Below are 25,328 nucleotides of genomic sequence, written 5' to 3'. Positions count from 1 at the left end.
CGGAACGCCTGCTTCAGCGACGAAGGCGTTTTTGGAATGAATCAGCAGGAATCCGAGCTCGTCAGCGACATCCGGCCCGTTCAGGACGTGCGTGCTGAGCCCGGCGCTGTCGTTCCCGCGTCGGCGGTGCCTGTTCCCGTGTCCCATCAGCCGCGGCGCAGGTGGGCGTTGTGGCCGCTTCTGCTGCTCGTGCTCGCCGGCGGAGTCGCCGGCGGTGGCGGTTATGTCTGGTGGCAGCGGCTGCATCCGCCGCTGCCGCTCGGCATCAGCGTCAGCAACGGTCGCATCGAGGCTGACCAGATCGACATCGCGACCAAATTTGCCGGGCGCGTCGCCGAGCTGCGCGCCGATATCGGTGATCGCGTCGAGGCCGGGCAGATCGTGGCGCGGATGGACACGAAGGAGCTGCAGCAGTCGCTGTCGAAGGCGCAGGCCCAGGCCGAGCAGGCGCAGCACGTCGTCGATCAGGCCCGCGCCAATCTCGCGCAATTGCAGGCGCACAAGACGCTCGCCGAGCAGGAGATGGAGCGCACGCGCAGCCTGCTGCAGAACGGCTGGACCACACGCGAGCTGGCCGATCAGCGTCAGCAGGCGCTCGACAATGCCACCGCCGGCCTCGCCGGCGCGCAGGCGCGAATTTTCGAAGCCGAACGCGGGCTCGAAGCGGTTCGTCACGACGTCGCGCTCTACACCGTCCAGATCGCCGACAACTCCCTGATCGCGCCGAAGCCCGGCCGCATTCAATATCGTCTCGCCAATGTCGGCGAAGTCCTCGCCGTCGGAGGCAAGATCTTCACCATGCTCGACATCGGTTATGTCTACATGGACGTGTTCCTGCCGACCGAGGAGGTCGGCAAGGTCAAGATCGGCACCGAGGCGCGCATCGTGCTCGACGCCTATCCGGATCGTCCGATCCCGGCGAAAGTGTCGTTCGTGGCGAGCCAGGCGCAGTTCACGCCGAAGACGGTCGAGACCCGGAGCGAGCGCGACAAGCTGATGTTTCGCATCCGTGTGCGCGTCGATCAGGATAGATTGGCCGCGCACGCCGATGCCGTGAGGAGCGGGTTGCCGGGCGTGGCGTATGTCCGGTGGAATCCGGACGTCGCATGGCCGGCGCGTCTGCACGTGTCGCCATGACGGCTGACACGATCGGCGATGCGCCTCCGGTCGCGATCGTCAGGAACGTCTCGCAGCGCTATCGAGACGTCGTCGCGCTCGACGATGTCTCGATCGATATTCCCACCGGCCGCGTTGTCGGGCTCATCGGTCCCGATGGCGTCGGCAAGTCGTCGCTGCTGTCGATCCTGGCCGGCGCGCGCGCGATCCAGGACGGCCAAGCGCGCGTGCTCGGCGTCGACATGGCGGACCGGCGCGCCCGCACCCAGGTGTGTCCGCGGATCGCCTACATGCCGCAGGGCCTCGGCAAGAATCTCTATCCCGATCTCAGCGTGCGCGAGAACATCGCGTTCTTTGCCCGGCTGTTCGGCCAGTCGAGGTCCGAGCGCGAGTGGCGCATCGCCGAGCTGATGGAAGCGACGGCGCTGTCCGATTTCGCCGACCGGCCGGCGAAAAAGCTGTCCGGCGGCATGAAGCAGAAGCTCGGCCTGTGCTGCTCGCTGATCCATGATCCCGATCTTCTCATCCTTGACGAGCCGACCACCGGCGTCGATCCGCTGTCGCGCCGGCAATTCTGGGACCTGATCGACCGCCTGCGCGCGCGCAGCACGGCGGGCATGAGCGTCATCGTCGCGACCGCCTATATGGAGGAGGCCGAGCGTTTCGACTGGCTGATCGCGATGAACGACGGGCGCATCCTCGCGACCGGCACGCCAGCGGAGCTCAAGGCGCAGACCAAGGCGGCGTCGATCGAGGACGCGTTCGTCGCGCTGCTGCCCGACCGCCCGGCGCGCGACCGGGCCGAGATGCCGGCGAAGTCCGAGCTCGACGGCAGCCAAGAGACCGTGATCGTCGCGCGCGACCTGACCTGCCGCTTCGGCGATTTCACCGCGGTCGACCGCGTGAATTTCCAGATCCGCAAGGGCGAGATCTTCGGCTTCGTCGGCTCGAACGGCTGCGGCAAGACCACGACGATGAAGATGCTGACGGGGCTGCTGCCGCCCACCGAAGGCGAGGCGCTGATCTTCGGCCGCTCCATGGAGGCCGGCAATCATGAATCGCGCAGCCGCGTCGGCTACATGTCACAGGCCTTCTCGCTCTATGGCGAGCTCACGGTGCGGCAGAACCTGGTGCTGCATGCGCGGCTGTTCCATCTGCCGCTGGCCGCTGCCGGGAAGCGGATTGCCGAACTGGTCGAGCGCTGCGACCTCACCGACCATATCGACAGCCTCGCGGCCGATCTTCCGCTCGGCATCCGCCAGCGCCTGTCGCTCGCGGTGGCGATCGTCCACGGACCCGATCTGCTGATCCTGGACGAGCCGACGTCGGGCGTCGATCCGGTCGCGCGCAATCAGTTCTGGCGCCTGCTGATCGAACTTTCGCGTCAGGATGAGATGACGATCTTCGTCTCCACGCATTTCATGAACGAGGCGGCGCGCTGCGACCGGCTGTCGCTGATGCATGAGGGGCGGGTGCTGGCGACCGATACGCCGGACGGGCTGATCCGCGCCAAGGGCGTGCAGACGCTGGAGCAGGCGTTCATCGCCTTCCTCGAGCAGGATGCCGGCGTCGCCGATCCGCCGGTCACGCTGACCCAGGCGAAGCCCGATCCGCGTCCCGTCGATCGGCCGCAGGACGACCGGGGGCAGGCCGCCTTCAGTCTGCGGCGGCTGCTCGCCTATACGATCCGCGAAGGTCTCGAGCTGATCCGGGACCCGATCCGGCTGATGTTCGCGCTGTTCGGAACGGCGTTCCTGATGATCGTGATCGGCTTCGGCATCTCCACGGACGTCAACAACCTGACCTTCGCCGCGCTCGATCGCGATCAGTCGCCGGAGAGCCGTGCCTATCTGTCGGAGCTCAGAGGCTCGCGCTATTTCGTCGAAAGGCCACCGCTCGCGGACTATGCCGAGCTCGAACGGCGGATGAAGAGCGGCGACATCAAGGCCTCGATCGAAATCCCGCCGAACTTCGGTGTCGACATCAAGCGCGGCCGGCCGGCCTTCGTGTCGGCCTGGATCGACGGCGCGATGCCGTTCCGCGCCGAAACCATTCGCGGATATCTCGAGGGTACGCATCAGCTCTATCTCTCCGATCCCGCCGTCAAGACGACGCAGCCGTTGCCGGCCTCGTCGGTCAATGTCGAGATCAGGTTCAAGTACAACCAATCCTTCGACAGCATCTACGCGATGGCCCCAAGCACGATCGCGCTGCTGCTCGCGCTGTTTCCGGCCATCCTGATGGCGCTCGCGGTCGTGCGCGAAAAGGAGCTGGGGTCGATCACCAACCTCTATGTCACGCCGGTGACGCGGCTCGAATTCCTGCTCGGCAAGCAGCTGCCTTACATCGCCGTCGCGCTGGTGAACTTCGTGCTGATGTATGTGATGGCGACGGTCCTGTTCCGCGTGCCCCTCAAGGGGGCCCTTCTGCCGCTGATGGTCGGTACGTTCGTCTATGTCGTCACCACCACCGGCTTCGGCATGCTGATCTCGACCTTCTGCCGCACCCAGATTGCGGCTCTGTTCGGGACCGCCATCCTCACCGTGCTGCCCGCCACGCAGTTCTCGGGCATGCTGGTCCCGGTGTCGTCGCTGTCCGGTGTGGCCAAGCTGATCGGCATGGTTTTCCCGATGACGTACTACCGCCCGATCGCGGTCGGCACCTTCACCAAGGGGCTGGGCTTTGCCGATGTCGGCGCCGACATCCTGATCCTTTTGATCTTCATTCCCGTCCTGACGGGGTTCAGCCTGGCGATGCTGCCGAAGCAGGAGGCGTGAGCCATGATGCACTCGCTCTCCAACGTGTTCTGGCTCGGAACCAAGGAGCTGCGCAGCCTGTTCGGCGACGTCGTGCTGATCGGGCTCGTGATCTATTCGTTCACGGTGGCGGTGATCAGCCAGGCGCAGAGCAGCTCGCAGGAGCTGCATCGCGCCTCGATCGCCGTCGTCGATGAGGACAGCTCCGAGCTGTCGCGTCGGATCGCCAGCGTATTCCAGCTGCCTTACTTCCAGCCGCCTGTCTACATCAGCCAGGGCGAGGTGGAGCGGCTCATGAACAGCGGCCGCTTCACGTTCGTGCTCGACATCCCGCCGAACTTCCAGCGCGACGTCCTTGCCGGGCGGAGGCCGTCGGTGCAGCTGAACGTCGATGCGACCGCGATGATCCAGGCGGGAATCGGATCCGGCTATGCGCTGCAGATCATCAACACCGAGGTCGCCTGGTTCGTGGCCCGATCCGAGACATCCTCGCCCTCCCCGGTCAATCTGGTGACGCGGATCGCGTTCAATCCCAATGTCACGACCGCCTGGTTCGAAGGCGTGATGGGCATCATCAACAGTGTCACCATGCTTGCGATCATCCTGGCCGGCGCGGCGCTGGTGCGCGAGCGCGAGCATGGCACCATGGATCATCTGCTGGTCATGCCGCTGTCGCCATTCGAGATCGCGATGTCGAAGATCTGGGCCAACGCGCTGGTGATCGCGGTCGCCGTCGCCATCGCGCTCTATGCCGTCGTGCGGTGGTACCTGCACGTGCCCATCATGGGCTCGATCCCGCTGTTCATGGTGGGCACCGTGCTCTATCTGTTCTTCGCGACCGCCGTCGGGTTGTTTCTCGGCACCATCGCGCGATCGATGCCCCAGCTGGGCCTGCTCTATATCCTCGTCGCCGTGCCGATGAACCTGTTGTCGGGCGGGATGACGCCAGTGGAAAGCCAGCCGGTGTGGCTCGCCACGATCATGAAGGCGTCGCCGTCGACGCATTTCGTGTCGTTCGCCCAGTCGATCCTCTATCGCGGCGCCGGCATCGATGTGGTGTGGCCGCAATTCGCTGCGGTCGCCGCCATCGGCGCCGTGGTCCTGGCGCTGACCTTGCGGCGCTTCCGGGCGGCGATCGCGGCGGCCTGACCCGCCCTAGACCCCAACAAAAAAGCCTCGGCACTGGGCCGAGGCTTTTCCTTGAATGGCGTCGCTATGGATGACGGCGATCAGTAGCGCGCGGCCACCGGGCCACCAAACTTGTAGTTCACGCCGACCCGGACCGTGTGGAATGAGAAGTCCTGGGACAGGCGCTCGACGTAGTTCGAGCCGGGCGGGGCGAAGGTGCTGCCCGGGACGTAGGCCGAAGTGTAGTTGATGCTGCCGAGGTCGGTGTAGAGATATTCAGCCTTGACGGTCCAGTTCGGCGCAAACGCATGCTCGACACCGGCGCCGACCGTCCAGCCGACCCGCGTCTCGTTGGCCGAGGCGGTCTTGGTGTAGCCGTTCGCCGAAGTCAGATCCCAGCTGCCCTTGACGTTGCCGACGGCGAGACCGCCGGTGACGTAGAACAGCGTTGTATCGACCGCGTAGCCGGCGCGGCCGCGCAGGGTCATGAACCAGTCGTTCCGGATGCTCTCGTTGAAGGTGCGGGTCGTGGGCGGGTTGGCCGCCGTGTAGACCGTCCGTTTGTTGAGGTCCGATCCGTTGATGTCGGCCTCGATGCCGAAGACGCCGGCACCGCTCTGCCAGTTGTAGCCGGCCTGCAGACCGCCGAGCACGCCGGCTGGATTGAGCCGGTTGTTGCTGATGTTGACGAACTGATTCTGGAAGGCGGCGCCTTCGACCGCCCAGCTGCTGGTCTGGTCCAGCGTCGTGTTCAAGTTCGACCGGCCCCAGCCGTAGCCTACGCTGCCGCCGAAGTAGAAGCCGGTCCAATTGTAGATCACGGCCGGGGGAGGAGCCTTGGTGTAGCGGGCCGGCAGATCCGCGGCGAATGCGCCGAGCGAGCTGGCGAGGAGCAAAGAGACGGCTGAGGCAAGGGTCTTCATCGGTCACAATCCTCAATTAAAATGTGCAACATTGAGACAAGCTTTTCTCACAATTTGGCCTGTTAGGCTGTAGTCCAACTACAACACTCGTGATCGTAGGTGTCTGTGACGGCGTCACTTTCTGCGCGTATGGTCTTAACCTTAAGTCATTGTAAATCCGGATGGGCGGTCAACTGATACCGACCTCTTTCCACGAACCGGACAATCCGCCGCAGTGCGTTAGGCAACGATTCGCCAACCATCCGGACACGCTGTCCCGCCCGCTAACGATTTCGCAAAGCGCGCACGTGCACCTTCGGCGCGTCCTGGAGGACGGAGAGGGGAGTGCATCATGAACGGGGAAGCGGTTCTCGAGAACGTAAGGCGCTATCGGACCATCGCCTCCTTGTACCGCCAGACCGCGGCATTTCGCCCGCATCAGCGCGACTCGCTGCTGATGCAGGCCGCCGAATGGGAAAGCCGTGCGGTCGCCGAGCTCGAGGATTATTTCGTCGCTCGCCAGGCGCCGTCGCAACCGCCGGCGAACATCAACTACAATATGAGCCATCACGGGGCCTCCTATCGGCCGTCGCACCGGCAGATGGCGGCCGCGTAGTTCTTCGGACACAGCGCGTCATTCCCGCGGCGCGATCGGCGCCCGAGCTACAGCGAGGGAGTTGTCACAGCGCGTCTCCATTTCATCTGCCGACCGGGGTCTGGCGCAGGACTTGCTGGGTCTGATTTCAGCCTCCGCCATGGATGGACCTGAATGAGATCGCTCGGGCGCGACCGCGGCATGTGTGCCTGGGATGATTTCGCCCGGTCGTCGACCGATGTCCGGCTGTCGCTGGCGCAGGCGCGATCGGGGCAGATTCCGCCATTCCTGCTGCTCTCGGTGCCCGGCATGAGCGCCGGCGAGCATCGCCTTTGCTCCGAGTTGTGGACCCGCGACCGGATCGCCGCCAGCAGCGCCGAGCGGGCGCGGCTGGATTTTCGCTTCGATCTGACATTCCGCGACAAGCTTCGTGTCGGATACCTTTCAAACGACTTCCACGACCACGCCACGGCGCATCTGCTGATCGAAGCGCTCGAGGCGCATGACCGCGATCGCTGCGAGCTGCACGCCTTCTCATTCGGCGCCGACGATCGCGGCGCCATGCGGGGCCGGCTGCACGCCGTCTTCGACGGCTTCCATGACGTGACCGCGCTGAGCGACAGCGCCGCCGCAGCCGCGGTGCATGCCGCGCAGATCGATATTCTGGTCGACCTCAAGGGCTATACGCGCGGTGCCCGGACCGGAATCCTGATGCTGCATCCGGCGCCGGTCCAAGTGAATTTCCTCGGCTATCCCGGGACGCTGGGCGGCGGCATCTGCGACTACATGATCACCGATCCGTTCATGACACCGCTGGCCGTTGCGGCCGACTATTCGGAGAGTTTTGCCTACATGCCGCATTCGTACCAGCCGCACGGCCGGGCAGCACTGGGCCCGGCGCCGACCCGTGCGGAGGTCGGCCTGCCGGACGCCGGCATCGTGTTCTGCTGCTTCAACCAGGCCTACAAGTTCACGCCCGCGGTGTTCGACCTGTGGTGCCGCCTGCTCGACGCGACGCCGGACAGCGTGCTGTGGCTGCTGGCGTCCGATCGGGCCGAGGGCAATCTGCGCGGCGAGGCGCTTCGGCGCGGCGTGGCGCCCGGTCGCCTGGTGTTCGCGCCGGAAGCGACGCAAGGCGAGCATCTGCGCCGACTCCAGCTCGCCGATCTCGTGCTCGACACCGCGCCCTATGGCGCCCACACCACGGCGAGCGACGCGCTGTGGGCTGGCGTGCCGATCGTGAGCTGCGCCGGGCACACGTTTGCCTCGCGGGTCGCCGGCAGCCTGTTACATGCGGTCGGATGTCCCGAGCTCATTGCATCGGACGAGGCCGACTATCTGGCGGTGGCGCTGACGCTCGCCGCCGAGCCGGATCTGCTGCAGGCGGCCAAGGCCAGGCTCTGGCGCAACCGGCTGGCCGCGCCGCTGTTCGACGCTGCCGCCTATGCCCGGTCGCTGCAGGATCTCTACGACCAGATGTGGCACCGCCGCCGCAGCGGCGGCGCGCCAGGGCCGATCTGGGCGTCGAAGTCTTGAGCAGGGACGAGGTGGGCTTGCTGCGCCTTACTGCGCCGCCATGCGTGCGGCAGCGAGGATCCCGATCAGGGCCGTCAGCGCGCCGACGCTGGTCGCGTTGATCGCGACGAGCGACGCGAAATTGGAGTCGGCGACCTTCATCAGCGGCTCGCCAAGGCGGGGATCGATCAGCAGATAGGACACGAATGGCAGTCCCAACAAAGGCAACGACATCAGGCGTTCCGCTGGCCGGAACAGCAGCGCGCCGAGCAGGGCGCAAGGCAGCAAGAACAGCTCGACGCCGCTCTGCACGCCGAACAGCTTGACGGAGAACACCGTGTTGACCGTGCCGGTCAGGACCATCAGGGCGCGGCCGGCGAACGGATTGCGCCGCGCGAGCATAGGCGCGCTGGCGAACAATGGCGCCGTGAGCAGCGTCAGCCAGGCCGGCCACGCCGCCGTGCCCACGGTGGCATGGAGATAGAGCGGATAGAACGGCTGGTTGGAGACGATGACCAACGCGACCTTGGCGGCGATGTCGGACTGCGGGTCATCGGCCGACGCATAGGCCTGCACGGCGGCCAGCCCGCGTGAAAACATCTCGGCCATTCAAGTCCCTCAGCTCCGCAAGAAGGTGCGCATCACCGCCCGGAAACGCGCGTGCCCGCAAGCCGGATCATGCGTCGCGCATCGCACGGTCAAGAGTTCAGTGCGGTCCGCAGCATGCGTGCGAGATCGGCGCTCTGATACGGCTTGGTGAGCAGCAGCAGGCCGGCATCGAGGCGGCCGTGGTGAACGATCGCGTTCTCCGTATAGCCGGACGTGTACAGCACCTTGAGGCTGGGACGCCGCTTCAGCGCCTCGATCGCGAGCTGGCGGCCGTTCATGCCGCCGGGCATGATGATGTCGGTGAACAAAAGGTCGATGCGGACCGGACTATCGATCAGGGCGAGCGCCTCGTCGGCCTTGCTGGCCGCGAGCGTGGTGTAGCCGAGCCGCTTGATCTGGGCGATGACATATTCGCGCACCAGCGAATCGTCCTCGACGATCAGGATCGTCTCGTCGCCGCGCTCCATGCCCTCGGCGCTGACGGTTGATAGTGCCGCATCCGCATCGGTATTGGCCTGCGGCAGGTACAGCTTGACCGAGGTGCCGTGCCCCGGCTCGCTGTAGATCTTGATGTGTCCGTTGGACTGCTTGACGAAGCCGTAGACCATGCTCAGCCCGAGGCCGACGCCCTTGCCGACATCCTTGGTGGTGAAGAACGGCTCGAACACCTTGTCGAGCAGGTTGGCGGGGATGCCCTCCCCGGTGTCGCTGACCGCGATCATGACGTAGTTGCCGGGGATCACCTCCGGGTTCATGCGCGCATAGGCGGCGTCGAGCAGGACGTTCTTGGTTTCGAGGGTCAGCTTGCCGCCGTCCGGCATGGCATCGCGCGCGTTCAGCGCGAGGTTCAGGATCGCGGTCGACAGCTGGCTGGGGTCGATCATGGCCGGCGCCGAATCGTGCGCCAGCATGGATTCGATCTCGATCTGCTCGCCGAGCGTCCGGCGCAGCAGGCGGGCGGTGTCGACCACCATGCCGTTGATGTCGACGCTGCGCGGCTGCAGCGGCTGGCGCCGGGCGAAGGCCAGCAGATGGCGGGTGAGATCGGCGCCGCGGGCGGCCGCCGAGTTGATCAGGCTGGTGATCTGCACCAGCTGCGGACGGTCCTTCACCGCGTCGGCCAGGATCTCGATGGTGCCGGTGATCACGGTCAGGATGTTGTTGAAGTCGTGGGCGACGCCGCCGGTGAGCTGACCGATCGCTTCCATCTTCTGTGCCTGCCGCACCTGCGCCTCAGTGGCCTCGATCTCCTGGAAGCGCTTGACCATGGCTTCGGCGGTGCGCCGCTGCCGCGTCTCCTCCTCGAGCTGCGCATAGGCGTTCCGCAGCTCGGCGCGGGACGGCATCGTCAGCACCCGCGGCAGCATCAGCAGCAGCGCCGAGGCGATGCCGATCGACATGAAGGCCAGGAAGCCCTTGGTGGCTGCCTCCAGGCTGTAGGCCGGAACCCAGATCGTGAGCACCTCGATCAGTCGTGTCATCCCGCAGACGGACACCCACAGCGCGAAGGCCCAGAAGATGTAGCTGAACTGAAAGTCGCGGCGGCGATAGACGATGAAGGCGAGCACAAACGCGATGGTGAAGAAGGCGAACGAGATGAGGATGTCGGACACCGTGTTCACCCAGATCAGCTCAGGTGTCCACAGCAGGCACTCGCCATGCGGCGTGAGCATCGACATGTCCGATATCCTCAAAAGTGTAGCCGGCGGACCGTGTCGCCCCCGCGGCGCGGTCGGTTCCCTTAGCAGAACATCGAATTTCCGCTGAGCACACAAGGGTTCTGACTGTCGCGGCGCGCGCATTCGGTAGAGGGGCACCGCAGGCATAGGCTTCGCGCGTTGACGCGGATTGCGTACGGCCGAGCTTGTGTCGGGCGCTCCGTTCGACATAAGCGGCTTGACGATCTGTACCAATCAGTACAGAGTATGCGAGTTGGTACACAAGGAGATGTCCCGTGAGCACTCTCGCCCCGCCGTTTACGCTGCAGACCGCGACCCAGAAGGTGCGCATGGCCGAGGATGGCTGGAACAGCCGCGACCCCGAGCGCGTGTCGCTGGTCTACACGCCCGACAGCCGGTGGCGGAATCGCGCCGAGTTCATCACCGGCCGTGCCGAGATCGTCGCCTTCCTCACCCGCAAATGGGCCAAGGAGCTCGACTACCGCCTGATCAAGGAGATCTGGGCCCATAGCGACGACCGGATCGCGGTGCGCTTCGCCTATGAGTGGCACGACGACAGCGGCAACTGGTTTCGCTCCTATGGCAATGAGAACTGGGAGTTCGATGGGCAGGGGCTGATGCAGCGCCGCTACGCCTGCATCAATGACCTGCCGATCAAGGCGGACGATCGCAAATTCCACTGGCCTCTCGGGCGCCGGCCGGACGATCATCCCGGCCTGACCGAATTGGGACTTTGAAGCAGGCAGAGCCATGCGGACGCTCAACGAGCGCGCCGACGTCATCCCGCTGATCGCCGAGGTGTTCCGCGAGTTCGGCTTCGAGGGCACCTCGCTCAGCCGGATCACCGAGACGACGGGACTGGGCAAAGGCAGCCTCTATCACTTCTTTCCAGGCGGGAAGGACGAGATGGGGCGCGCGGTGCTGGCGCATGTCGACGCCTGGTTCGAGCGCGAGATCTATGCGCCGCTGCGCAATGATCCGCCGGAGCAGTCGATCCCGCGGATGTGGCGCGGCGTCGACGACTACTTCCGCTCCGGCCGCCGCGTCTGCCTGGTCGGGGCGTTTGCGCTCGACGAGACGCGGGATCGTTTCGCGGCCGCCATCGCCAGCTACTTCACGCGCTGGATCGAGGCCTTGCGCGAGGCGCTGGTCCGCGGCGGCTGGCCGGCGGCGCGGGCCGCCGATAGCGCCGAGGAGGTGGTGCTCGGCATCCAGGGCGCACTGGTGCTGGCGCGCGCGACCGGTGATGCGGCCGTTTTCGGCCGCGCGCTAACCCGGTTCCAAGCGCGCCTGCAACGATCATCTGTCATCTGACTCCCGAAACGCCGGCGGGGTATGCCTCCGCAAGCGGCAAATCGCGGGCTGAAATATCGGCGCGCGGCTCTCGTGAAATCGTGGTTGTCTTGGGCAACGTCTCGCGCAGCGGCGACATTCTGGGAGGTCCGGCATGAACGGCTTAGGTGGTCTCAACAAATCCGACAACGGCGTGGTCATCGGGCTGGTGCAGCTTCAGCTTCCCGTGGTCGCGACAAAAGAGGACCTCGCGCGGCAGACCGAGAAGATCGTCTGGATGGTCGGCAAGGCCCGGCGCAATCTCGGCACCATGGATCTCGTCGTCTTCCCCGAGTACTCGCTGCACGGCCTGTCGATGGACTCCAATCCGGAGATCATGTGCCGGCGCGACGGGCCTGAGGTCGCAGCCTTCAGGCAGGCCTGCATCGACAACAGGATCTGGGGCTGCTTCTCCATCATGGAGCACAACCCCGACGGCAACCCCTACAATTCGGGTCTGATCATCGACGACCACGGCGACATCAAGCTGTATTACCGCAAGCTCCATCCGTGGATTCCGGTCGAGCCATGGGAGCCCGGCGATCTCGGCATCCCCGTGATCGAGGGACCGCGTGGCGCCAAGATCGCACTCATCATCTGCCATGACGGCATGTTCCCGGAGATGGCGCGGGAATGCGCCTACAAGGGCGCCGAGATCATGATCCGCACCGCCGGCTACACCGCGCCGATCCGCGACAGCTGGCGCTTCACCAACCAGGCCAACGCGTTCCAGAACCTGATGGTCACCGCCAATGTCTGCATGTGCGGCTCCGATGGCTCGTTCGATTCCATGGGCGAAGGCATGATCGTCAATTTCGACGGCAGCATTCTCGCGCACGGCACGACGGGGCGGCCCGACGAGATCATCACCGCCGAGGTGCGCCCCGATCTCGTGCGCGAGGCCCGCATCAACTGGGGCGTCGAGAACAACATCTATCAGCTCTGGCACCGCGGCTATGTCGCGGTGAAAGGCGGCGCGATGGACTGCCCTTACACCTTCATGCACGACATGGTCGCCGGCACCTATCGATTGCCGTGGGAGGATCAGGTCAAGATCACCGACGGCACGTCCTGCGGCTTCCCGGCGCCGACGCGCGTGTTCGGCAAGCTCGGCAAGGCGGCGGAGTGAAGCGCACCGGACGCGGCGGGTCGCGGATGACGCTGCCGGAACCTTGACAAGCCGATCGATTGCCAATTATTTTATACTTAAAATAATCTGGCGGACAGGTCCATCATGAGTGCATCGGCCAAGGTGATCCCGCGCGATTGGCTCGACTGGCCGTTCTTCGAGCCGCGGCATCATCGGCTGTGCGAGGCGCTCGATCGCTTCGTCGGCTCGGGCAGCCTCGACGATGTCGATCACAGTGACGTCGATTCCGCCTGCCGCAAGATCGTGCGTGCGCTCGGCTCAGCCGGGCTGCTCGACAGCGCGGTCGTCGCGCCGGACGCGGACGCTACCGCGATCGACTCGCGCGCAATCTGCCTGTCGCGCGAAACGCTCGCTTATGCCGACGGCCTCGCCGATTTCGCCTTCGCCATGCAGGGCCTCGGCTCCGGCGCGATCGCGCTCGGCGGCTCGCCGGAGCTGCGTGCCAGCGTGCTGCCCAAGGTGCGCTCCGGCGAGTGGCTCGCGGCCTTCGCGCTGTCCGAGAAGGAGGCGGGCTCCGACGTCGCCGCGATGGCCTGCGCGGCGCGGCTGGACGGCGATACTTACGTGCTCGATGGCGAGAAAACCTGGATCTCCAATGGCGGCATCGCCGACGTCTACACGCTGTTCGCCCGCACCGCCGAGGCGCCCGGCGCACGCGGCATCTCCGCCTTCGTCGTTTTCCCGGACGACCCCGGCTTCTCCGTGGCCGAGCGCATCGAGGTGATCGCACCGCATCCCCTGGCGACGCTCCGCCTGCAGAATTGCCGCATCCCGGCCAGCCGCCGGCTCGGCGCGCCCGGCGGCGGCTTCAAGCTGGCGATGCAGACGCTCGACATCTTCCGTGCCTCGGTGGCGGCTGCGGCCCTCGGCTTCGGTCGCCGCGCGCTCGACGAGGCGCAGGCGCATGCCTCGAGCCGGCAGATCTTCGGCGGCGCGCTGGCCGACCTGCAGATGACGCAGGCCGCATTCGGCGACATGGCGACCGAGACCGATGCCGCGGCGCTGCTGACCTACCGCGCGGCCTGGCGCCGCGACGTGCAGAAGCTGCCGACCACGCGCGAGGCGGCGATGGCCAAGCTCGCCGCCACCGAGACCGCCCAGCGCGTCATCGACCGCGCCTTGCAGATGTTCGGCGGCCGCGGCGTCCGCAAGGGCGAGATCGTGGAGAGCCTCTACCGCGAGATCCGCGCGCTGCGCATCTACGAAGGCGCGACCGAAGTGCAGAAGCTGATCGTCGCGCGCGAGTTCCTGAAGTCGCGGGCCGGCGTGGTGCGTGGCTGAGGCGCGCTGCGCGTCAGGCCCGCAGACGCAAGGGCGCCTGCCAGCCGGGATCCCTGTCGCACGCAGCCTCGCCCATGGTCACGCGGCGGCCTCGGTCGTCACGCAGCAGTTGGATTTCGATCTCGTCGAAGGCGAACCGAGCGATCACCTGCAATGGGTCGACCACCCGTTTTCCGAACGTCCACGGATCGGAGTTTCTGCGCGGCATGGGAAACGCGAAAGGACGCGAGGGGATGCGGAAGAGAAGGCGGCCATCCCAGGACTCGCGATCGCGCAGCTCAGGTTGCCGCATCAAGCCGACATGACTCAGATAGGCTTGGTAGGCCTGCTCTCGTAGCGAGATGGTCACCCTGAAGCCCGTGAAGTCGATGTCGCCTCGCATGTACTGATCGTAGACCGGTGCCTCCTTCACCTCGACGCTGCCCAGTGAGCTGCCGCTCTCGTCCGGCCGAAAAAAGAAGGAGCGGTCCGAACACATGTGATCGTAAGGGACGATGTCGTGGCGCGGCGGTCGCTGCGTCAAAGCCCGATCCAGGCCGCTGCAAAAGCCGATGTCATCTATGTAGCCGGCTCGAAAAAGAGTCCTTTGGGGGGAGCGACGTTCCATCGAGACGACCGACCACGACCAGGAGCCAGCGTCCCTCGGCAGCGTCCGGCAGGATCAAGGGCGAGGTCGTCATCGTGTCGCTTTCTTGCAGGACTGCGGCGCGCCGATCAACCTCTCGCCGCGCGCACTGAAGTCTGCGCTATGGTTCTGAGCGCAGCGTTGCGCCATCGCCGCTGCTCCAGGCCGTGAAGATCGAGATGGTTCGACGCGGCACATCTTCATGCCGCCCCAGGGCTGCTGCGATGGTGGCACGCGACGATCAGAATGCTCGCGCCAGCGAAAAGATACTTCCTGCATATACGTGTTCCCGGGGGAAGGGGATGACAATGCGTTCGGCAGCTTCCCAAATCAATGGAAGCACATCTTTGAACACTCCCCGCTATGGGACATCACCCTGCACGTTCTACGCCATAGCTTCGCGAGTATCGCCAACGACCTCGGCTTTACCGAGGTAACCATTGCTGCGCACGTGGGACATGCCAAAGGTTCGGTGACCAGCAAGTACATCCCTATGCTTGATACCGCGCTCATCATGGCGGCAGACACAATCTCTGGCTACATTCAAGGCCTCCTTGACGGAACGGAGTTTAACCAAACGGCGCATGCTTTGGACCGAAGTTCTCGAAAAGCCGCTCTCGTCCGCTTCCTACAGAGGCTTCTTCGTGCAGTGAACTCGAAGAGACCGAGGGAGAGAGCGACTTAGCCGCATAATCCAACACGTACAACTTGGCAGCTGAGCCAGCGCGCCGTGACGCTGCGACGTCGAGATCCGCTGTCTCGAACCCGACCGCGTCTTCACGTGGAAGTCGGAGGCGTACCTCCTCTGGATACTTCGCCCCCGACCTCTTTCGCAGGAAAATATTTGAGCTCTCCGAGGGCTTTGCGATCAAGAAATCTGCGGATCAACGGCACCATCGCCTCCGCTTTATCCTTGAGCAACGTGCGACGCTGAGGTCTCTCCAGGTCGGAATGGCGACGGCTGAGCTCTCCGGCTTGAACAATCATTGCGCGGGATGAGCCGTGGTCTGCGGGTGGTCCTCGCCGGTTGGTTCGGCACGGGTTGGTTGCTCCCCGCGCAAATTCGCGACCGCGCGGGTGGCCGGTTCCCCTTCCGCGCGGCTGCGTCCTTTTCCGGCTTGAAGATCCTCCGGATCCGCAACCATGCCGCCAAGGGCCGCAGCCGTGCTGCAGCCGAGGGCCGGATCGGCAGTATTGTCGGCGAAGATGCCGCGATTGAAGCCATCCGACAGATGGCAGCGAACGGAGCTGATGAGCAGGCGATCGATGTGAACACGCGTCGCGTGGTGCATTGCCGAGGCAACGTCATGCCTGACGTGGGAGCGATCCACGCCGGCTCGGATGATGGAATGCTCGATCGCCGCCGTGCATGGCCCCGGCGGTCCTTCGATCCAGGCACGGACGCTTTCAGGGCGGCCATTCGCCGTCGCGGCCACGAAGTGTTCGACGCCGGAACTCGCCGTAGAACAGCGTCCTGCAGGTACATCGTAGACGTAATGAACGGTCTCACCTGCGAGCTGCGGTGGCGGTGCCGTCCGGTCCACAGCGCAGCCTGCAGCCAGCACCGCGAGGGCGATGGCGAGGCCGCTTCTGATCGGTGCCATGTTTATCGCTCCTTGGAGGACCGTCATTCGATCAGGAAGCCGGCATCGCCACGCAATCTCCGGCCCGGCACCGGCACCTCGATCGGGCCTGCCCCGGGGCGGGTCGTTCCGAGACGGCCGAATATGATGCGCTCCAGCTCGGAAGGTGGCCCGACGAAGTCGGTTGGGACAGGTATGCGTGCCGATTCGCTGATCGGGCGAACGATTGTCGGCGTGACGATGATGATCAGTTCGGATTCGTTCTTCCGGAACTGTGTCGACCTGAACAGAGCCCCCAGTACCGGCAGGTCGCCCAGCCCCGGCAACATGTCCAGGCCGGTGTTGAACTTGTTCTGCAGCAGTCCGGCGATTACGAAGCTCTCCCCGCTGCCGAGCTCGACTGTGGTCTCCGCCCGCCGGGTAATCAGGCTCGGGACGCGGGCGCCGTTCATGATCAGGGCGCCTTCGTTCGAGAGCTCGCTGACCTCGGGCTTGACCTGCAGGTTGACCAGACGATCGGAGAGCACCGTCGGTGTGAACTCCAGTCCCACGCCGTAGCGACGAAAGTCGATCGAGATGCGGTCCAGCCCTTGGGCGACGGGGATCGGAAATTCGCCGCCTGCCAGGAAGTTCGCCTTCTGACCCGAAACAGCGGTGAGCGTCGGTTCTGCCAGGATTGAAACCAGTCCCTCCTGAGCGAGCGCATCCACGATGGCAGTCACGCTGTAGCTGCCGTTCGCTGGCGTATTGATCCTGCCTGAGGCCGCCGACGAGAGCCCAAAGCTGAAGCCACCGGCCGAGCCTGCGGCCTCCCAGTTGACGCCGAGTTGCTTCACCGCGTTGCGCGAGACTTCGGCAATACGGACCCGCAGGTTCACCTGCGTGCTACCGCCGATCTTCAACTGATTGAGCAGCACCTCGTCCTCGCCGAGGAACTGCGCGCAGGTGGAGCGGACCTTCTCGGCGATGTCGGCGTTGGGCACCAGCCCGCTCAGCACCGCGCCGCGCGGCGTCCGCGACAGCCTGACGTCGAGGTCTGCGAATTGAGCTCGCAGCAGCTGCCGTAGATCACTCTCGTCATAGGCAATCGCAATCCGGAACGTCGCGACGGTCGCGCCGGATTCGTCGAGCGCGAAGAGCGTCGTACGGCCGGGCTTTTTGCCGAAAACGAAGACGCGGTTGGCGGCCGCGACCTGGACGTCCGCAACAGCCGGCTCGGCGACGAAGACCTTGGAAGCCGGACGGGGCAAAGTCAGCATCTCGCCCTGAGACGCGTAGATCCGCACCTGTTGCCGCGCGTTGGATGACGCCGGCGCGCAATGAACCAGCATCATAAGGATCACCACGATCGAGGTCAGCCAGGCGGATGGCGAAATTCGAAACGGTCCCATCGTCAGCGCCGCATCGCCGAGAGCATCTCGAGATTGAGCCTCACGTCCTCTTCCCGAAGGTCGACCCGCGCAAGCTTGGCGGCGCCATCGCGATCTCCGCTCAGCGCCATAGCGATCACGAGGTTCTGGCGTGCACGAGGCGAGGCGCTCTCACCGAGCGCGATCGGCCGCAGAACCGTCATCGCGTCGGCGTACCGGCCCGTCAAGGTAAGCGACAGGCCCAGATTGTTGCTTGCGATCATGTCGGCGGGAGCGATTGCGAGCACCTGACGATAGGCTGTCTGAGCTTCGTCATGGCGGCCGAGCATGTCGAGAGCCACTCCGAGGCCGTTGAGCGCCGGAATGTTCTCGGGGTCCGAGGCGAGCACGCTGGTAAAGATTGCCAGGGCGGGCTCGGCTTGATGTCTGGCGAGCTCGCTTCGCGCTTTTCTGATTCGATCGTCCTTGTCTTCCATCCCGGCGACTTGGTTGGCGGGAGCTTCTGCGGCTGCCGTGGAGGCCGGGAGATTGCGGCCCTCGACCGAGGCGCGTGCGGTCGCGGGCGTCGGCACCGGTCCGCCAATGTCTGGGCTCAGCGACGAACAGGCGCAGAGCAGACCGGCGATGCTGCCAGCCAGCGCCATTCGCCTGCAAACACCGGCACTTGGTTTCAGATGGTTGTTGAACGCGGTTTCCCGGCCTTCAGAGCTACGCATGTACTTCCTACAGATATTGCACTGTCTTATAGTTCAGGTCTCGAAACCTCGCAGGTGTCGTCGCGGGTTGACTGGTTCATTGCATCGCCGGGATCGGGGAAGGTTCAGTCTGCTCGCGTGATTCATCCAATCCAAGGACGGCGATCGGCTCGACCCGAAAGTCCTTTGAGATTTCCTGATAGGAGAGCACGACCACATTGAGACCGGACGGCGCAAGCAGCGTCCAGACCACCCGGCGCAGGTCGGCGGAGGCCAGTACAATACTCGGCGATGCGGCAAGATGATCGACGTCGGCAAGCTGCCGGGTCAACGCATCAAGCAGGCGCGTGCTGACGGCAGGATCGAGAGACGTCTGAGCGTTTTCATCGAGGGCGTGCACGGCCGTTCGGATCGCTTCCTCTGTCTGTCGATCAAGCACGAAGCAGCGCAAGGTCCGATCAAAGCCTGAGCTTTCGAAGCAGATCTGCCGGCGCAGCGCCAGCCGCACGTGCTCGACCAGCATGACGCTGCTCTGCTCCCGCATTCCCCACTCGGCCAGCGTCTCAAGAATCAGCCGCAGATTGCGGATGGAGACCCGCTCGTCGAGCAGCCGGCGAAGGACATCGGTGATGCGCTGTGTAGGGACCACACGCAAGGCCTCGCGCACCAAGTCGGCGTAGTCAGCCTCTAACTGGTTGAGCAGGCGCTTGGTCTCCTGTATGCCGAGGAACTCTGGCGCATAGCGGACAAGAACGCGCCGCAGCTCGGCATCGACTGCGGAGATGGCCGGTCCCCCCGCCGTTCGGGCTGCCGGCTGATCCAGTTCACCGGACGAGAGCAGAAGAGGCACGCCATGCAGCTCGATCCTGAAATGACCGGGCGCCAGGTCGCTGCTTTCGTCGACTGCCGCCCCTGGACAGGCGCATCCGAGCCAGTCTGCCACGTCCTGTCGTGTCCGCCTGATCCGATCATGAATACCGGCTCCCCGCAGTTCATCGCACAAGGCGGCTTCCGCGAGGATCATGATCGGTGCAGACTTGGCCGCCGGGATAGCGATCCGCGAACTTCTCGCGGGCTCTGACGGGTCGGACCGTTGCGCCGTGCCGGAGGTTCGTTGTGCGCGCCGCCGAGCCAAGAGCATCGCAACGCCGGAGCCGCCGAACACGGTGGCCATAAAGAGGAAAATCGGCGCCGGAAAACCCGGTACGAACGCCAGCCCGAGCATCATGAGACCGGCCAGTTGCAGGGATTGCGGCTGCGACGTGATCTGTTCCATGATCTCGGAACCAAGATTGCTCGGCGCTTCTGTCGCAACCCGGGTCACGACCGTTCCCGCCGCCATCGACACGAACAGCGCCGGGACTTGGGAGACCAGGCCGTCGCCGATCGTCAACAACGAGTAGAGCTGGATCGCTTCGCTGATACGCAGCCTATGCTGCACGGTGCCGACAACGATGCCGCCAACGAGGTTGACGGCGATGATGATGAGACCGGCGATCGCATCACCTTTGACGAACTTCATGGCGCCGTCCATCGCTCCGTAGAGCTGGCTCTCGCGCTCCAGCCGGCGTCGGCGGCGCCGGGCCTCGGCCTGATTGATGTCGCCATTGCGAAGGTCGGCATCGATGCTCATCTGCTTACCCGGCAGCGCATCGAGCGTGAATCGGGCGGCAACTTCGGCGACCCGTTCAGATCCTTTGGTGATGACGACGAACTGGACGATCGTGATGATCAGGAACACCACGAGCCCAACCACGACGTTGCTGGAAACGACGAACTCGCCAAAGGTCTGAACGATGGATCCGGCATCGGCCTGGCTGAGCACTAGGCGCGTAATGGTGATGGAAATCGAGAGCCGGAACACCGTGGATATGAGAATGATTGCCGGAAGTGCGGAGAATTCGACCGCGGCGTTCAAGTAGAACGCCACCATCAGCAACAGAATCGACGCGCCGATGTTGACGGACACCATGACGTCGACGAGCGCCGTCGGAATCGGCAGGATCATCGCCATGATCGTGGTGACGATCAGGATGACGACGAGAAGCTCGCGCTTGTCGTTCGACCAGCGGGTCAAGCTCTCGACAATGGCCGTCATAGTCTGCGGTTCCATCCGAGCGGGATCGAAACCTTCGTCACATTGATCGAAACGCAGAGCGGCATGGTCTTACAAGCTCACCGCGAGCAGGTCTGCGCCGCGACGCAATACGACCCGGTCTTGTTCGATTCGATCGACGATCCACCCTTCGCTGATAACGGCGCCTGCGAACAGTTTCTGACCGCGTCCATCAATGACATACGGCCCATTTCCGGCCCAAATCGCCTGAACGGTCAAAGGGGCGCTACGCTTTACAGATTTCGCCTCAACCTGGCTCGTCAACACGATGGCAATGCCGAACGTGCCGTCGAACCATCGCTCAATGTCGCGCCACTTGCCTAACGCCGCGGGTTCAATGTTTCCTCTCGCCGTGATGGCGTTTGAGTCGCTGACAATCTCGACGGTCGTGAGGCCTGCAGTCAGCAATCGCTGGCGCAGCGCGTCCGCCGCGCCGTTCAAATCCGCCACCGGCGCGCCGGGCTCCGCGCCGGCCCGTCCCGTTCTGTCTTGGCCGGGCAGTAATGCGGGGGTAAGGGTGGGGGCGGGCGAATTGGGCGCGTGCCTGCTCGGATATTTCGTCGAACAGTCGGAGTCGCAGCGGGGGAATCTCAGCCGCTCAGCTGTGGCATAGCCGCCATCGCCGGGCACCTTGTCCGCACCAGCGGGAAATCCCTGCAGAAGCAGGGCTAGACAGACCAGGATCGCGGCGGTGCCGAGTCCATACCTCAAGAAGGTATAGCGGGTCGTTCTGCGCTTGCGGGTGCAGCGGAGCTGAATTCCATTCAGAACGACATCGGCCGGATAACGACTGATCCGTGCTTCTCCGGCACCGAGCAGGGTGCCGTTCAGCAGAACATTATCCGCGGTGCCTTCGATTTCGCAACAGTCCGCCTCTAGCGCGAACCGCGCGTGCAAAGGAGCCAGACAGTCATCCATGAGAACGACATCGGCGTCCATCGAGTGACCCACCAGATAGGTCCCGGCGTCGAGTTCTTGCCGGACGCCGGCATGAAGGCCCGATCGGATCGTGAGTTCGAATGGGGACGGTGATGCCGGCATTCTCTGCCTCTCCATCAGGACCTAGCAGCCATGTTGGCAGCGGAGCGCTCGGTACGAACGCCCCGTGCCGTAAGCGGTTGGTAGCTGTCCGAGGGCGATCGCCGGATCAGCCGACGTTCGGGCGCTGCTGCGCGACCGTCTCGATCGATCCCCAGTGCGTCTTCTTGGTCGTGATCTCGGCATTCGTCTTGATCGCTTCGTCGAAGGCACTCTTCATCTTCGCGATCGCGCTATCGATGCTCGAGTTCGATGACGTCGTCGAAGAAACGGAGCCTGTTGAGTGGGACATCGCTTTATCTCTCTATGTTTGTGTTGCGTTGAGGATTGGGCTGTCGGGGAATGCCCTCCAGCCGGGAAGTGATCGTTAGCGTTGTCCACGCTGATCACCTCTCGGCTGAAGCGGCGGCCTGGATCCCGTCCCGAGGCGCACCTTGCGAGGTGCGCCTCTCGCGGCTTCCTTCAACGTCCTGGTCTCATCGCCCTCGTCGCGTTGCGAGAATGAGGCCGCGTTGCTTTACTCAGCTCTGTCGGTGATATGGTTGTCGGCCGAGAGGTGTCCCGCGGAGCGGTCGCATGGCGATCCCGAGCTTGAATCCGCGAGTTGCAGAATGATCGAGGAAAGCTTGTCGAGGATGTTGTTCTTCGTCGCTTGGTCAAGGCCCTTTGCCTCTGAGACTTGGCTGACGAGCTGATTCAGCGTCTTGAGTATCGAGCTGTTCGCGCCGGGTTGATGGGATGGGCCGGACACGAGTTGCTTCAGGATCTTCGCGATCCCGTCGAGCAGCTGACCTTTGGCGGGATCGCTGGGCCCAGTGGAATTCGTGATCTGATGGGTCAGGTCACCAAGGATCTTGGCAACGCGGCCGTTGTTCCGTGCGTCGCACTGGCCCGGTCCGCCCCTCAGGATGCTGATGGCCGCCGAGATCAGAGCCGCCTTGTCTGCAGGTGTCTTTGCGTCCGCGACCAATCCAAGAACGTCCGATGCTATGGAAGACGTCCGCGGATCTTGCTGCTGCGAAGCGGGCGGCATCGACGACTGCCACCAATCCCCCGCATCACAGCGATGAGCCGGATGAGCTGACGACCCGCCGGGCGTGGGCTGAAATCCTGCAAAGCCGGGCCAGGACGACGCGTGTCCGTGCGGACCCATCATGTGACCGGTGTGAGCTTCACGTGAGGATGATGCGTGGGAGCTGACCCTAGACATGCAACTCTCTCCTTGTTTGCGATCCGATGTCTTATCTGTCTTGTTCTGAGCAAAGGGTCTAACGAGGCGTCGGTCGGCATGCTCCGTCACGGATCCGGGGTTGCACTATTCTCGTCGCCGACGGATGCCATCTCCTGAATACCGTCCTGAGCAACAGTCATGAGCATGAACGCGGCCGCCTGCGGCATTGCGCTGAGAAACGCCTCCTCGAACTTTGCTTGATCCTCAGCCGAGACTGCCTCGCTGCTGCTCGGGGCGCTTGCCGTCGCGGTCGTCATGCTCGATGCTTCTACGGCCATTCTGACACTCCTTTGATCCGTCCGGTCGATCTGGCAGGACTTGCGAACCCGTTGATTTGCGTCATGGCACGTCGCCTGGGGCGTTGAGCTTGACCACTTGGACGTGCTCCCCGCGATAGACGGTGACTGACGATGGCTGGTCAGCTCGAGGCTGCAGTGCTGCGAGCGTACGCTCCACCGCTTGGATGTATTGCGGGGGACCCGAGACCAGGGCCATGTCGGCCTGCTTGATGGATCTGAGTGAGAATCGCGCGTCGGAGAGCGCGAGATCGCGAAGTGCGGCTTCGAGACGCTGGAGCGGCACGGCACCGAGTTGAACGAGCCTGCTCGAAGCTTCCTTGTTGCTGGTGACATAAATCCGGAAGCCGTCGAAATACCAGTCGAGTCCGTAGTTCCGGGATAGATGCTCGATGAATTCTCTGGCCTTGAGTTCAGGCAGAGGCCCGCGCACACGTCCCCGTACGTCCGGGCTCACCTCTAACCGCAGGCCGGTATTCCGTCCGAATTCCTGAAGAACGTTGCCAAGGTCTTGGTCGACGATGGTGTACCTGTAGGACTCGGTCGGCCAAGCAGGTTCACCCGCGTCTGCGGACGTGGTGTAGATTGCAGTCGCCGAGAGCGTCAGGCAGACGGTCGCGATCGCAGCCACGCTGCGCAATGGGACCAGAACCCGAGATGCCAAATGGTCGCATGGAAAAACGTGGCCTTCGTGCGACCTTGTCGCGGAACAATCGTGGCAATCGTGTAGTTGATCGCGCGTACCCACGAGCAGACTCACATGTACTTGTTGCTATCAGCTCGTCTCATTCAATCACAGCGGTCGCGGGTGCGTCGGAGAATATATTAGGAAAATATTATGCTCTGCCCCGCCGGGTGCTGTGCAAAGCTCTGTCTGATCTGTTGTGCAAGCCATGGCCCGGCTGTCCTTGTGAGTCATTATTTGTTTGGAGTGAGCAATGGCGAAGGCACGGGGAGTCCTGAGACGGCATGGAGCGGCGACATGACGACGGTTGCGCCGTTGGGTGGCGTCACAGCTTCCGGAACAGTTGGTGTCAGTTTCGGAGCCGTTGAGCCCGGAGCAGCCGCCCAGCAGTCGTTTCAGGACGCTCTGCATAGATCGGTCACTAAACTGCCTATGGAGCCTGAGCACGCCGTCGACCAACTCGGCGGCAAGGTGATGGAGTGGATGGAGAGCTCGTACGAGCGGGTCCAGCGCAATGCCGCGCCCGAGCTCAATCTCATGCCGGAGCCGGCGGCATCCGGTCCAGCATCTTCCAACATTGGCGGAGCGGCCCTGGGAGCGGACAAGCCAGACGCGGGCCGTCAGGCCCTGCAAATGCTGGAGCACGCATTCTCGTTTGCCATTGAGGCGACGCTGATGTCGAAAATCTCGACCGAGTCGACCCGAATCTTCAACACGTTCTTGAAGGGACAATGAGAATGGTCGGTTGCGGCAAACAATGGCTGGCCGCTCGAGGGCGCGGATTGAATTTGGCGCTGGTGCTGGGCTTGGCGTTCATGCTGAGCGGTTGCAAGGGTGAGCTCTATAGCCGCTTGAGCGAGAAGGAGGCTAATCTGATGATAGCCCTTCTGCTGCGCAACGGCATCGCCGCCGACCGACTCCAGGCAAAGGACGGTAGCAATACTGTCAGGGTCGAACAGGAGCGATTTGCCGACGCTGTGACGCTGCTGAATGCGTCCGGGTTGCCGCATGCGAAGTTCGAAGACATGGGCAGCATATTCTCAAGCAATGGTCTGGTGTCGTCACCCACAGAGGAGCGAGTCAGGTTGATCCACGCGCTCAATCAAGAGTTGGCAAGGACGATCATGGAGATCGACGGAGTCATCTCTGCCCGAGTCCACGTGGTGCTGCCTAAGATAGACCCGTTGCGTCACGATCAGGTTCCGTCGTCGGCGGCATCGGTGTTCATCAAGCATGACGCGCGCGCCGAAATCGCCGTGCTCCTACCGCAGATCAAGACCCTCATTGCCAACAGTGTCGAAGGACTGACGTACGACAGGGTGGCCGTGGTTTTCGTGCGTGGCAGTTCGGATCCCGTCGAAGTCAGCCCTTCCACGTCGATCGAGACGACGGCATCCGTTCTATCTCACGACGGATCTGCCCTGCGTGACGGTCCGCTCATCCTGCAGGTGTCAGCCGCGGTAGGGGCGGGGCTGCTGGGATCGATCGGAATCTTCCAGCTCTGGCGCCGGGCACGCGTGGGATATGCGCAACGCAACGCGCCGCGTCGGGAGGCGCGAAGGCCGGCGCGTGATCCGCTGCGTGTCGTATCCTAGTGCGATTGAAGTGGGCGTGGCCGGCAAATGA

23 protein-coding genes and 1 pseudogene are annotated in these 25,328 nt (G+C 64.0%); 12 read left to right on the top strand and 12 right to left on the bottom strand.

Annotation, left to right across the window (positions count from 1 at the left end; genetic code table 11):
- Positions 1 to 36 precede the first annotated feature (36 nt).
- From QX051_RS08735 to QX051_RS08725, 3 genes are read left to right on the top strand one after another with little or no spacing between them, the layout of a single operon-like run.
- Complete coding sequence (locus tag QX051_RS08735; protein WP_315773287.1) at positions 37 to 1,137, top strand: HlyD family secretion protein; 1,101 nt, start codon at positions 37 to 39, stop codon at positions 1,135 to 1,137.
- A complete protein-coding gene (gene rbbA / locus QX051_RS08730) occupies positions 1,134 to 3,893 on the top strand; it encodes a ribosome-associated ATPase/putative transporter RbbA (RefSeq protein ID WP_315773286.1) in 2,760 nt (919 codons plus the stop codon). Before QX051_RS08735 ends, rbbA begins: the two co-directional genes overlap by 4 nt.
- Before the next feature lie 3 nt (positions 3,894 to 3,896).
- Positions 3,897 to 5,021 (top strand): ABC transporter permease, encoded by a 1,125-nt coding sequence (locus QX051_RS08725; RefSeq protein ID WP_315773284.1) that lies wholly within the window; start codon positions 3,897 to 3,899, stop codon positions 5,019 to 5,021.
- Positions 5,022 to 5,101: 80 nt separating this feature from the next.
- Here QX051_RS08725 and QX051_RS08720 read toward each other — a convergent pair whose 3' ends face one another.
- Positions 5,102 to 5,923: a porin family protein gene (locus QX051_RS08720; protein WP_315773282.1), complete on the bottom strand. Its 822-nt coding sequence runs from the start codon at positions 5,921 to 5,923 to the stop codon at positions 5,102 to 5,104.
- A 331-nt stretch (positions 5,924 to 6,254) separates the two neighbouring features.
- Between QX051_RS08720 and QX051_RS08715 the strand changes: the two genes are divergently transcribed.
- Together QX051_RS08715 and QX051_RS08710 are read left to right on the top strand one after the other, a co-directional pair.
- Positions 6,255 to 6,518, top strand: a complete 264-nt coding sequence (locus QX051_RS08715; protein WP_315775779.1) for a hypothetical protein — start codon at positions 6,255 to 6,257, stop codon at positions 6,516 to 6,518.
- Between the two features lie 153 nt (positions 6,519 to 6,671).
- Positions 6,672 to 8,033, top strand: a complete 1,362-nt coding sequence (locus QX051_RS08710) for a UDP-N-acetylglucosamine-peptide N-acetylglucosaminyltransferase (RefSeq protein WP_315775778.1) — start codon at positions 6,672 to 6,674, stop codon at positions 8,031 to 8,033.
- 27 nt (positions 8,034 to 8,060) lie between these two features.
- Here the strand turns inward: QX051_RS08710 and QX051_RS08705 are convergent, their stop codons facing one another.
- Together QX051_RS08705 and QX051_RS08700 are read right to left on the bottom strand one after the other, a co-directional pair.
- The gene (locus QX051_RS08705) at positions 8,061 to 8,621 is read right to left on the bottom strand and encodes a hypothetical protein (RefSeq protein WP_315775777.1); all 561 of its coding nucleotides are present in this window, start codon (positions 8,619 to 8,621) and stop codon (positions 8,061 to 8,063) included.
- Between the two features lie 89 nt (positions 8,622 to 8,710).
- A complete protein-coding gene (locus QX051_RS08700; RefSeq protein WP_315773274.1) occupies positions 8,711 to 10,300 on the bottom strand; it encodes an ATP-binding protein in 1,590 nt (529 codons plus the stop codon).
- Positions 10,301 to 10,575: 275 nt separating this feature from the next.
- On the opposite strand from QX051_RS08700, the gene QX051_RS08695 reads away from it, so the two are divergent.
- The 4 genes from QX051_RS08695 (at position 10,576) to QX051_RS08680 (ending at position 14,063) form a co-directional block, all read left to right on the top strand.
- Positions 10,576 to 11,037 carry a nuclear transport factor 2 family protein gene (locus tag QX051_RS08695; protein WP_315773273.1) on the top strand — a complete coding sequence of 154 codons (462 nt, stop codon included), beginning with the start codon at positions 10,576 to 10,578 and terminating at the stop codon, positions 11,035 to 11,037.
- Between the two features lie 13 nt (positions 11,038 to 11,050).
- Positions 11,051 to 11,614, top strand: coding sequence for a TetR/AcrR family transcriptional regulator (locus QX051_RS08690; protein WP_315773272.1), 564 nt, complete (start codon positions 11,051 to 11,053; stop codon positions 11,612 to 11,614).
- Positions 11,615 to 11,747: 133 nt separating this feature from the next.
- Positions 11,748 to 12,761, top strand: coding sequence for a formamidase (locus QX051_RS08685; protein WP_315775776.1), 1,014 nt, complete (start codon positions 11,748 to 11,750; stop codon positions 12,759 to 12,761).
- 105 nt (positions 12,762 to 12,866) lie between these two features.
- Positions 12,867 to 14,063 carry an acyl-CoA dehydrogenase family protein gene (locus tag QX051_RS08680; protein WP_315775775.1) on the top strand — a complete coding sequence of 399 codons (1,197 nt, stop codon included), beginning with the start codon at positions 12,867 to 12,869 and terminating at the stop codon, positions 14,061 to 14,063.
- A gap of 13 nt (positions 14,064 to 14,076) precedes the next feature.
- Here the strand turns inward: QX051_RS08680 and QX051_RS08675 are convergent, their stop codons facing one another.
- Positions 14,077 to 14,586 (bottom strand): hypothetical protein, encoded by a 510-nt coding sequence (locus tag QX051_RS08675; protein WP_315775774.1) that lies wholly within the window; start codon positions 14,584 to 14,586, stop codon positions 14,077 to 14,079.
- A gap of 379 nt (positions 14,587 to 14,965) precedes the next feature.
- Between QX051_RS08675 and QX051_RS08670 the strand changes: the two are divergent.
- A pseudogene (locus QX051_RS08670) lies at positions 14,966 to 15,373 on the top strand (integrase); the annotation flags it as partial.
- A 298-nt stretch (positions 15,374 to 15,671) separates the two neighbouring features.
- On the opposite strand, the gene QX051_RS08665 reads toward QX051_RS08670, so the two are convergent.
- The 8 genes from QX051_RS08665 to QX051_RS08630 all read right to left on the bottom strand — a co-directional run bounded on the left by QX051_RS08665 (position 15,672) and on the right by QX051_RS08630 (position 23,648).
- Positions 15,672 to 16,292 carry a hypothetical protein gene (locus QX051_RS08665; protein WP_315775773.1) on the bottom strand — a complete coding sequence of 207 codons (621 nt, stop codon included), beginning with the start codon at positions 16,290 to 16,292 and terminating at the stop codon, positions 15,672 to 15,674.
- A 23-nt stretch (positions 16,293 to 16,315) separates the two neighbouring features.
- Positions 16,316 to 17,605: a type II and III secretion system protein family protein gene (locus QX051_RS08660; RefSeq protein ID WP_315775772.1), complete on the bottom strand. Its 1,290-nt coding sequence runs from the start codon at positions 17,603 to 17,605 to the stop codon at positions 16,316 to 16,318.
- 59 nt (positions 17,606 to 17,664) lie between these two features.
- The gene (locus QX051_RS08655; protein ID WP_315775771.1) at positions 17,665 to 18,357 is read right to left on the bottom strand and encodes a tetratricopeptide repeat protein; all 693 of its coding nucleotides are present in this window, start codon (positions 18,355 to 18,357) and stop codon (positions 17,665 to 17,667) included.
- 76 nt (positions 18,358 to 18,433) lie between these two features.
- A complete protein-coding gene (locus QX051_RS08650) occupies positions 18,434 to 20,434 on the bottom strand; it encodes a flagellar biosynthesis protein FlhA (protein ID WP_315775770.1) in 2,001 nt (666 codons plus the stop codon).
- Between the two features lie 69 nt (positions 20,435 to 20,503).
- Positions 20,504 to 21,493, bottom strand: a complete 990-nt coding sequence (locus tag QX051_RS08645; protein ID WP_315775769.1) for an FHA domain-containing protein — start codon at positions 21,491 to 21,493, stop codon at positions 20,504 to 20,506.
- 514 nt (positions 21,494 to 22,007) lie between these two features.
- A complete protein-coding gene (locus tag QX051_RS08640; protein WP_315775768.1) occupies positions 22,008 to 22,523 on the bottom strand; it encodes a hypothetical protein in 516 nt (171 codons plus the stop codon).
- Between the two features lie 263 nt (positions 22,524 to 22,786).
- The gene (locus tag QX051_RS08635) at positions 22,787 to 22,999 is read right to left on the bottom strand and encodes a hypothetical protein (RefSeq protein WP_315715064.1); all 213 of its coding nucleotides are present in this window, start codon (positions 22,997 to 22,999) and stop codon (positions 22,787 to 22,789) included.
- A 61-nt stretch (positions 23,000 to 23,060) separates the two neighbouring features.
- Positions 23,061 to 23,648, bottom strand: a complete 588-nt coding sequence (locus QX051_RS08630; RefSeq protein WP_315775767.1) for a nodulation protein NolW — start codon at positions 23,646 to 23,648, stop codon at positions 23,061 to 23,063.
- Positions 23,649 to 23,999: 351 nt separating this feature from the next.
- Between QX051_RS08630 and QX051_RS08625 the strand changes: the two genes are divergently transcribed.
- The gene (locus QX051_RS08625; RefSeq protein WP_315773265.1) at positions 24,000 to 24,437 is read left to right on the top strand and encodes a hypothetical protein; all 438 of its coding nucleotides are present in this window, start codon (positions 24,000 to 24,002) and stop codon (positions 24,435 to 24,437) included.
- Between the two features lie 2 nt (positions 24,438 to 24,439).
- Positions 24,440 to 25,297, top strand: a complete 858-nt coding sequence (sctJ, locus tag QX051_RS08620) for a type III secretion system inner membrane ring lipoprotein SctJ (RefSeq protein WP_315775766.1) — start codon at positions 24,440 to 24,442, stop codon at positions 25,295 to 25,297.
- Positions 25,298 to 25,328 lie beyond the last annotated feature (31 nt).

This window comes from Bradyrhizobium sp. SZCCHNR1053 (assembly GCF_032381235.1).
Classification (GTDB): Bacteria; Pseudomonadota; Alphaproteobacteria; order Rhizobiales; family Xanthobacteraceae; genus Bradyrhizobium.
This window is presented reverse-complemented; position numbering and strand designations above follow the sequence as displayed.

Excerpts from the sequence above, each read along its gene's own strand:
- QX051_RS08735 (WP_315773287.1), top strand. The coding sequence starts at position 37 with ATGAATCAGCAGGAATCCGAGCTCGTCAGCGACATCCGGCCCGTTCAG.
- rbbA (WP_315773286.1), top strand. The coding sequence starts at position 1,134 with ATGACGGCTGACACGATCGGCGATGCGCCTCCGGTCGCGATCGTCAGG.
- QX051_RS08725 (WP_315773284.1), top strand. The coding sequence starts at position 3,897 with ATGATGCACTCGCTCTCCAACGTGTTCTGGCTCGGAACCAAGGAGCTG.
- QX051_RS08720 (WP_315773282.1), bottom strand. The coding sequence starts at position 5,923 with ATGAAGACCCTTGCCTCAGCCGTCTCTTTGCTCCTCGCCAGCTCGCTC.
- QX051_RS08715 (WP_315775779.1), top strand. The coding sequence starts at position 6,255 with ATGAACGGGGAAGCGGTTCTCGAGAACGTAAGGCGCTATCGGACCATC.
- QX051_RS08710 (WP_315775778.1), top strand. The coding sequence starts at position 6,672 with ATGAGATCGCTCGGGCGCGACCGCGGCATGTGTGCCTGGGATGATTTC.
- QX051_RS08705 (WP_315775777.1), bottom strand. The coding sequence starts at position 8,621 with ATGGCCGAGATGTTTTCACGCGGGCTGGCCGCCGTGCAGGCCTATGCG.
- QX051_RS08700 (WP_315773274.1), bottom strand. The coding sequence starts at position 10,300 with ATGTCGATGCTCACGCCGCATGGCGAGTGCCTGCTGTGGACACCTGAG.
- QX051_RS08690 (WP_315773272.1), top strand. The coding sequence starts at position 11,051 with ATGCGGACGCTCAACGAGCGCGCCGACGTCATCCCGCTGATCGCCGAG.
- QX051_RS08685 (WP_315775776.1), top strand. The coding sequence starts at position 11,748 with ATGAACGGCTTAGGTGGTCTCAACAAATCCGACAACGGCGTGGTCATC.
- QX051_RS08680 (WP_315775775.1), top strand. The coding sequence starts at position 12,867 with ATGAGTGCATCGGCCAAGGTGATCCCGCGCGATTGGCTCGACTGGCCG.
- QX051_RS08665 (WP_315775773.1), bottom strand. The coding sequence starts at position 16,292 with ATGGCACCGATCAGAAGCGGCCTCGCCATCGCCCTCGCGGTGCTGGCT.
- QX051_RS08660 (WP_315775772.1), bottom strand. The coding sequence starts at position 17,605 with ATGATGCTGGTTCATTGCGCGCCGGCGTCATCCAACGCGCGGCAACAG.
- QX051_RS08655 (WP_315775771.1), bottom strand. The coding sequence starts at position 18,357 with ATGCGTAGCTCTGAAGGCCGGGAAACCGCGTTCAACAACCATCTGAAA.
- QX051_RS08650 (WP_315775770.1), bottom strand. The coding sequence starts at position 20,434 with ATGACGGCCATTGTCGAGAGCTTGACCCGCTGGTCGAACGACAAGCGC.
- QX051_RS08645 (WP_315775769.1), bottom strand. The coding sequence starts at position 21,493 with ATGCCGGCATCACCGTCCCCATTCGAACTCACGATCCGATCGGGCCTT.
- QX051_RS08640 (WP_315775768.1), bottom strand. The coding sequence starts at position 22,523 with ATGCCGCCCGCTTCGCAGCAGCAAGATCCGCGGACGTCTTCCATAGCA.
- QX051_RS08635 (WP_315715064.1), bottom strand. The coding sequence starts at position 22,999 with ATGGCCGTAGAAGCATCGAGCATGACGACCGCGACGGCAAGCGCCCCG.
- QX051_RS08625 (WP_315773265.1), top strand. The coding sequence starts at position 24,000 with ATGACGACGGTTGCGCCGTTGGGTGGCGTCACAGCTTCCGGAACAGTT.
- sctJ (WP_315775766.1), top strand. The coding sequence starts at position 24,440 with ATGGTCGGTTGCGGCAAACAATGGCTGGCCGCTCGAGGGCGCGGATTG.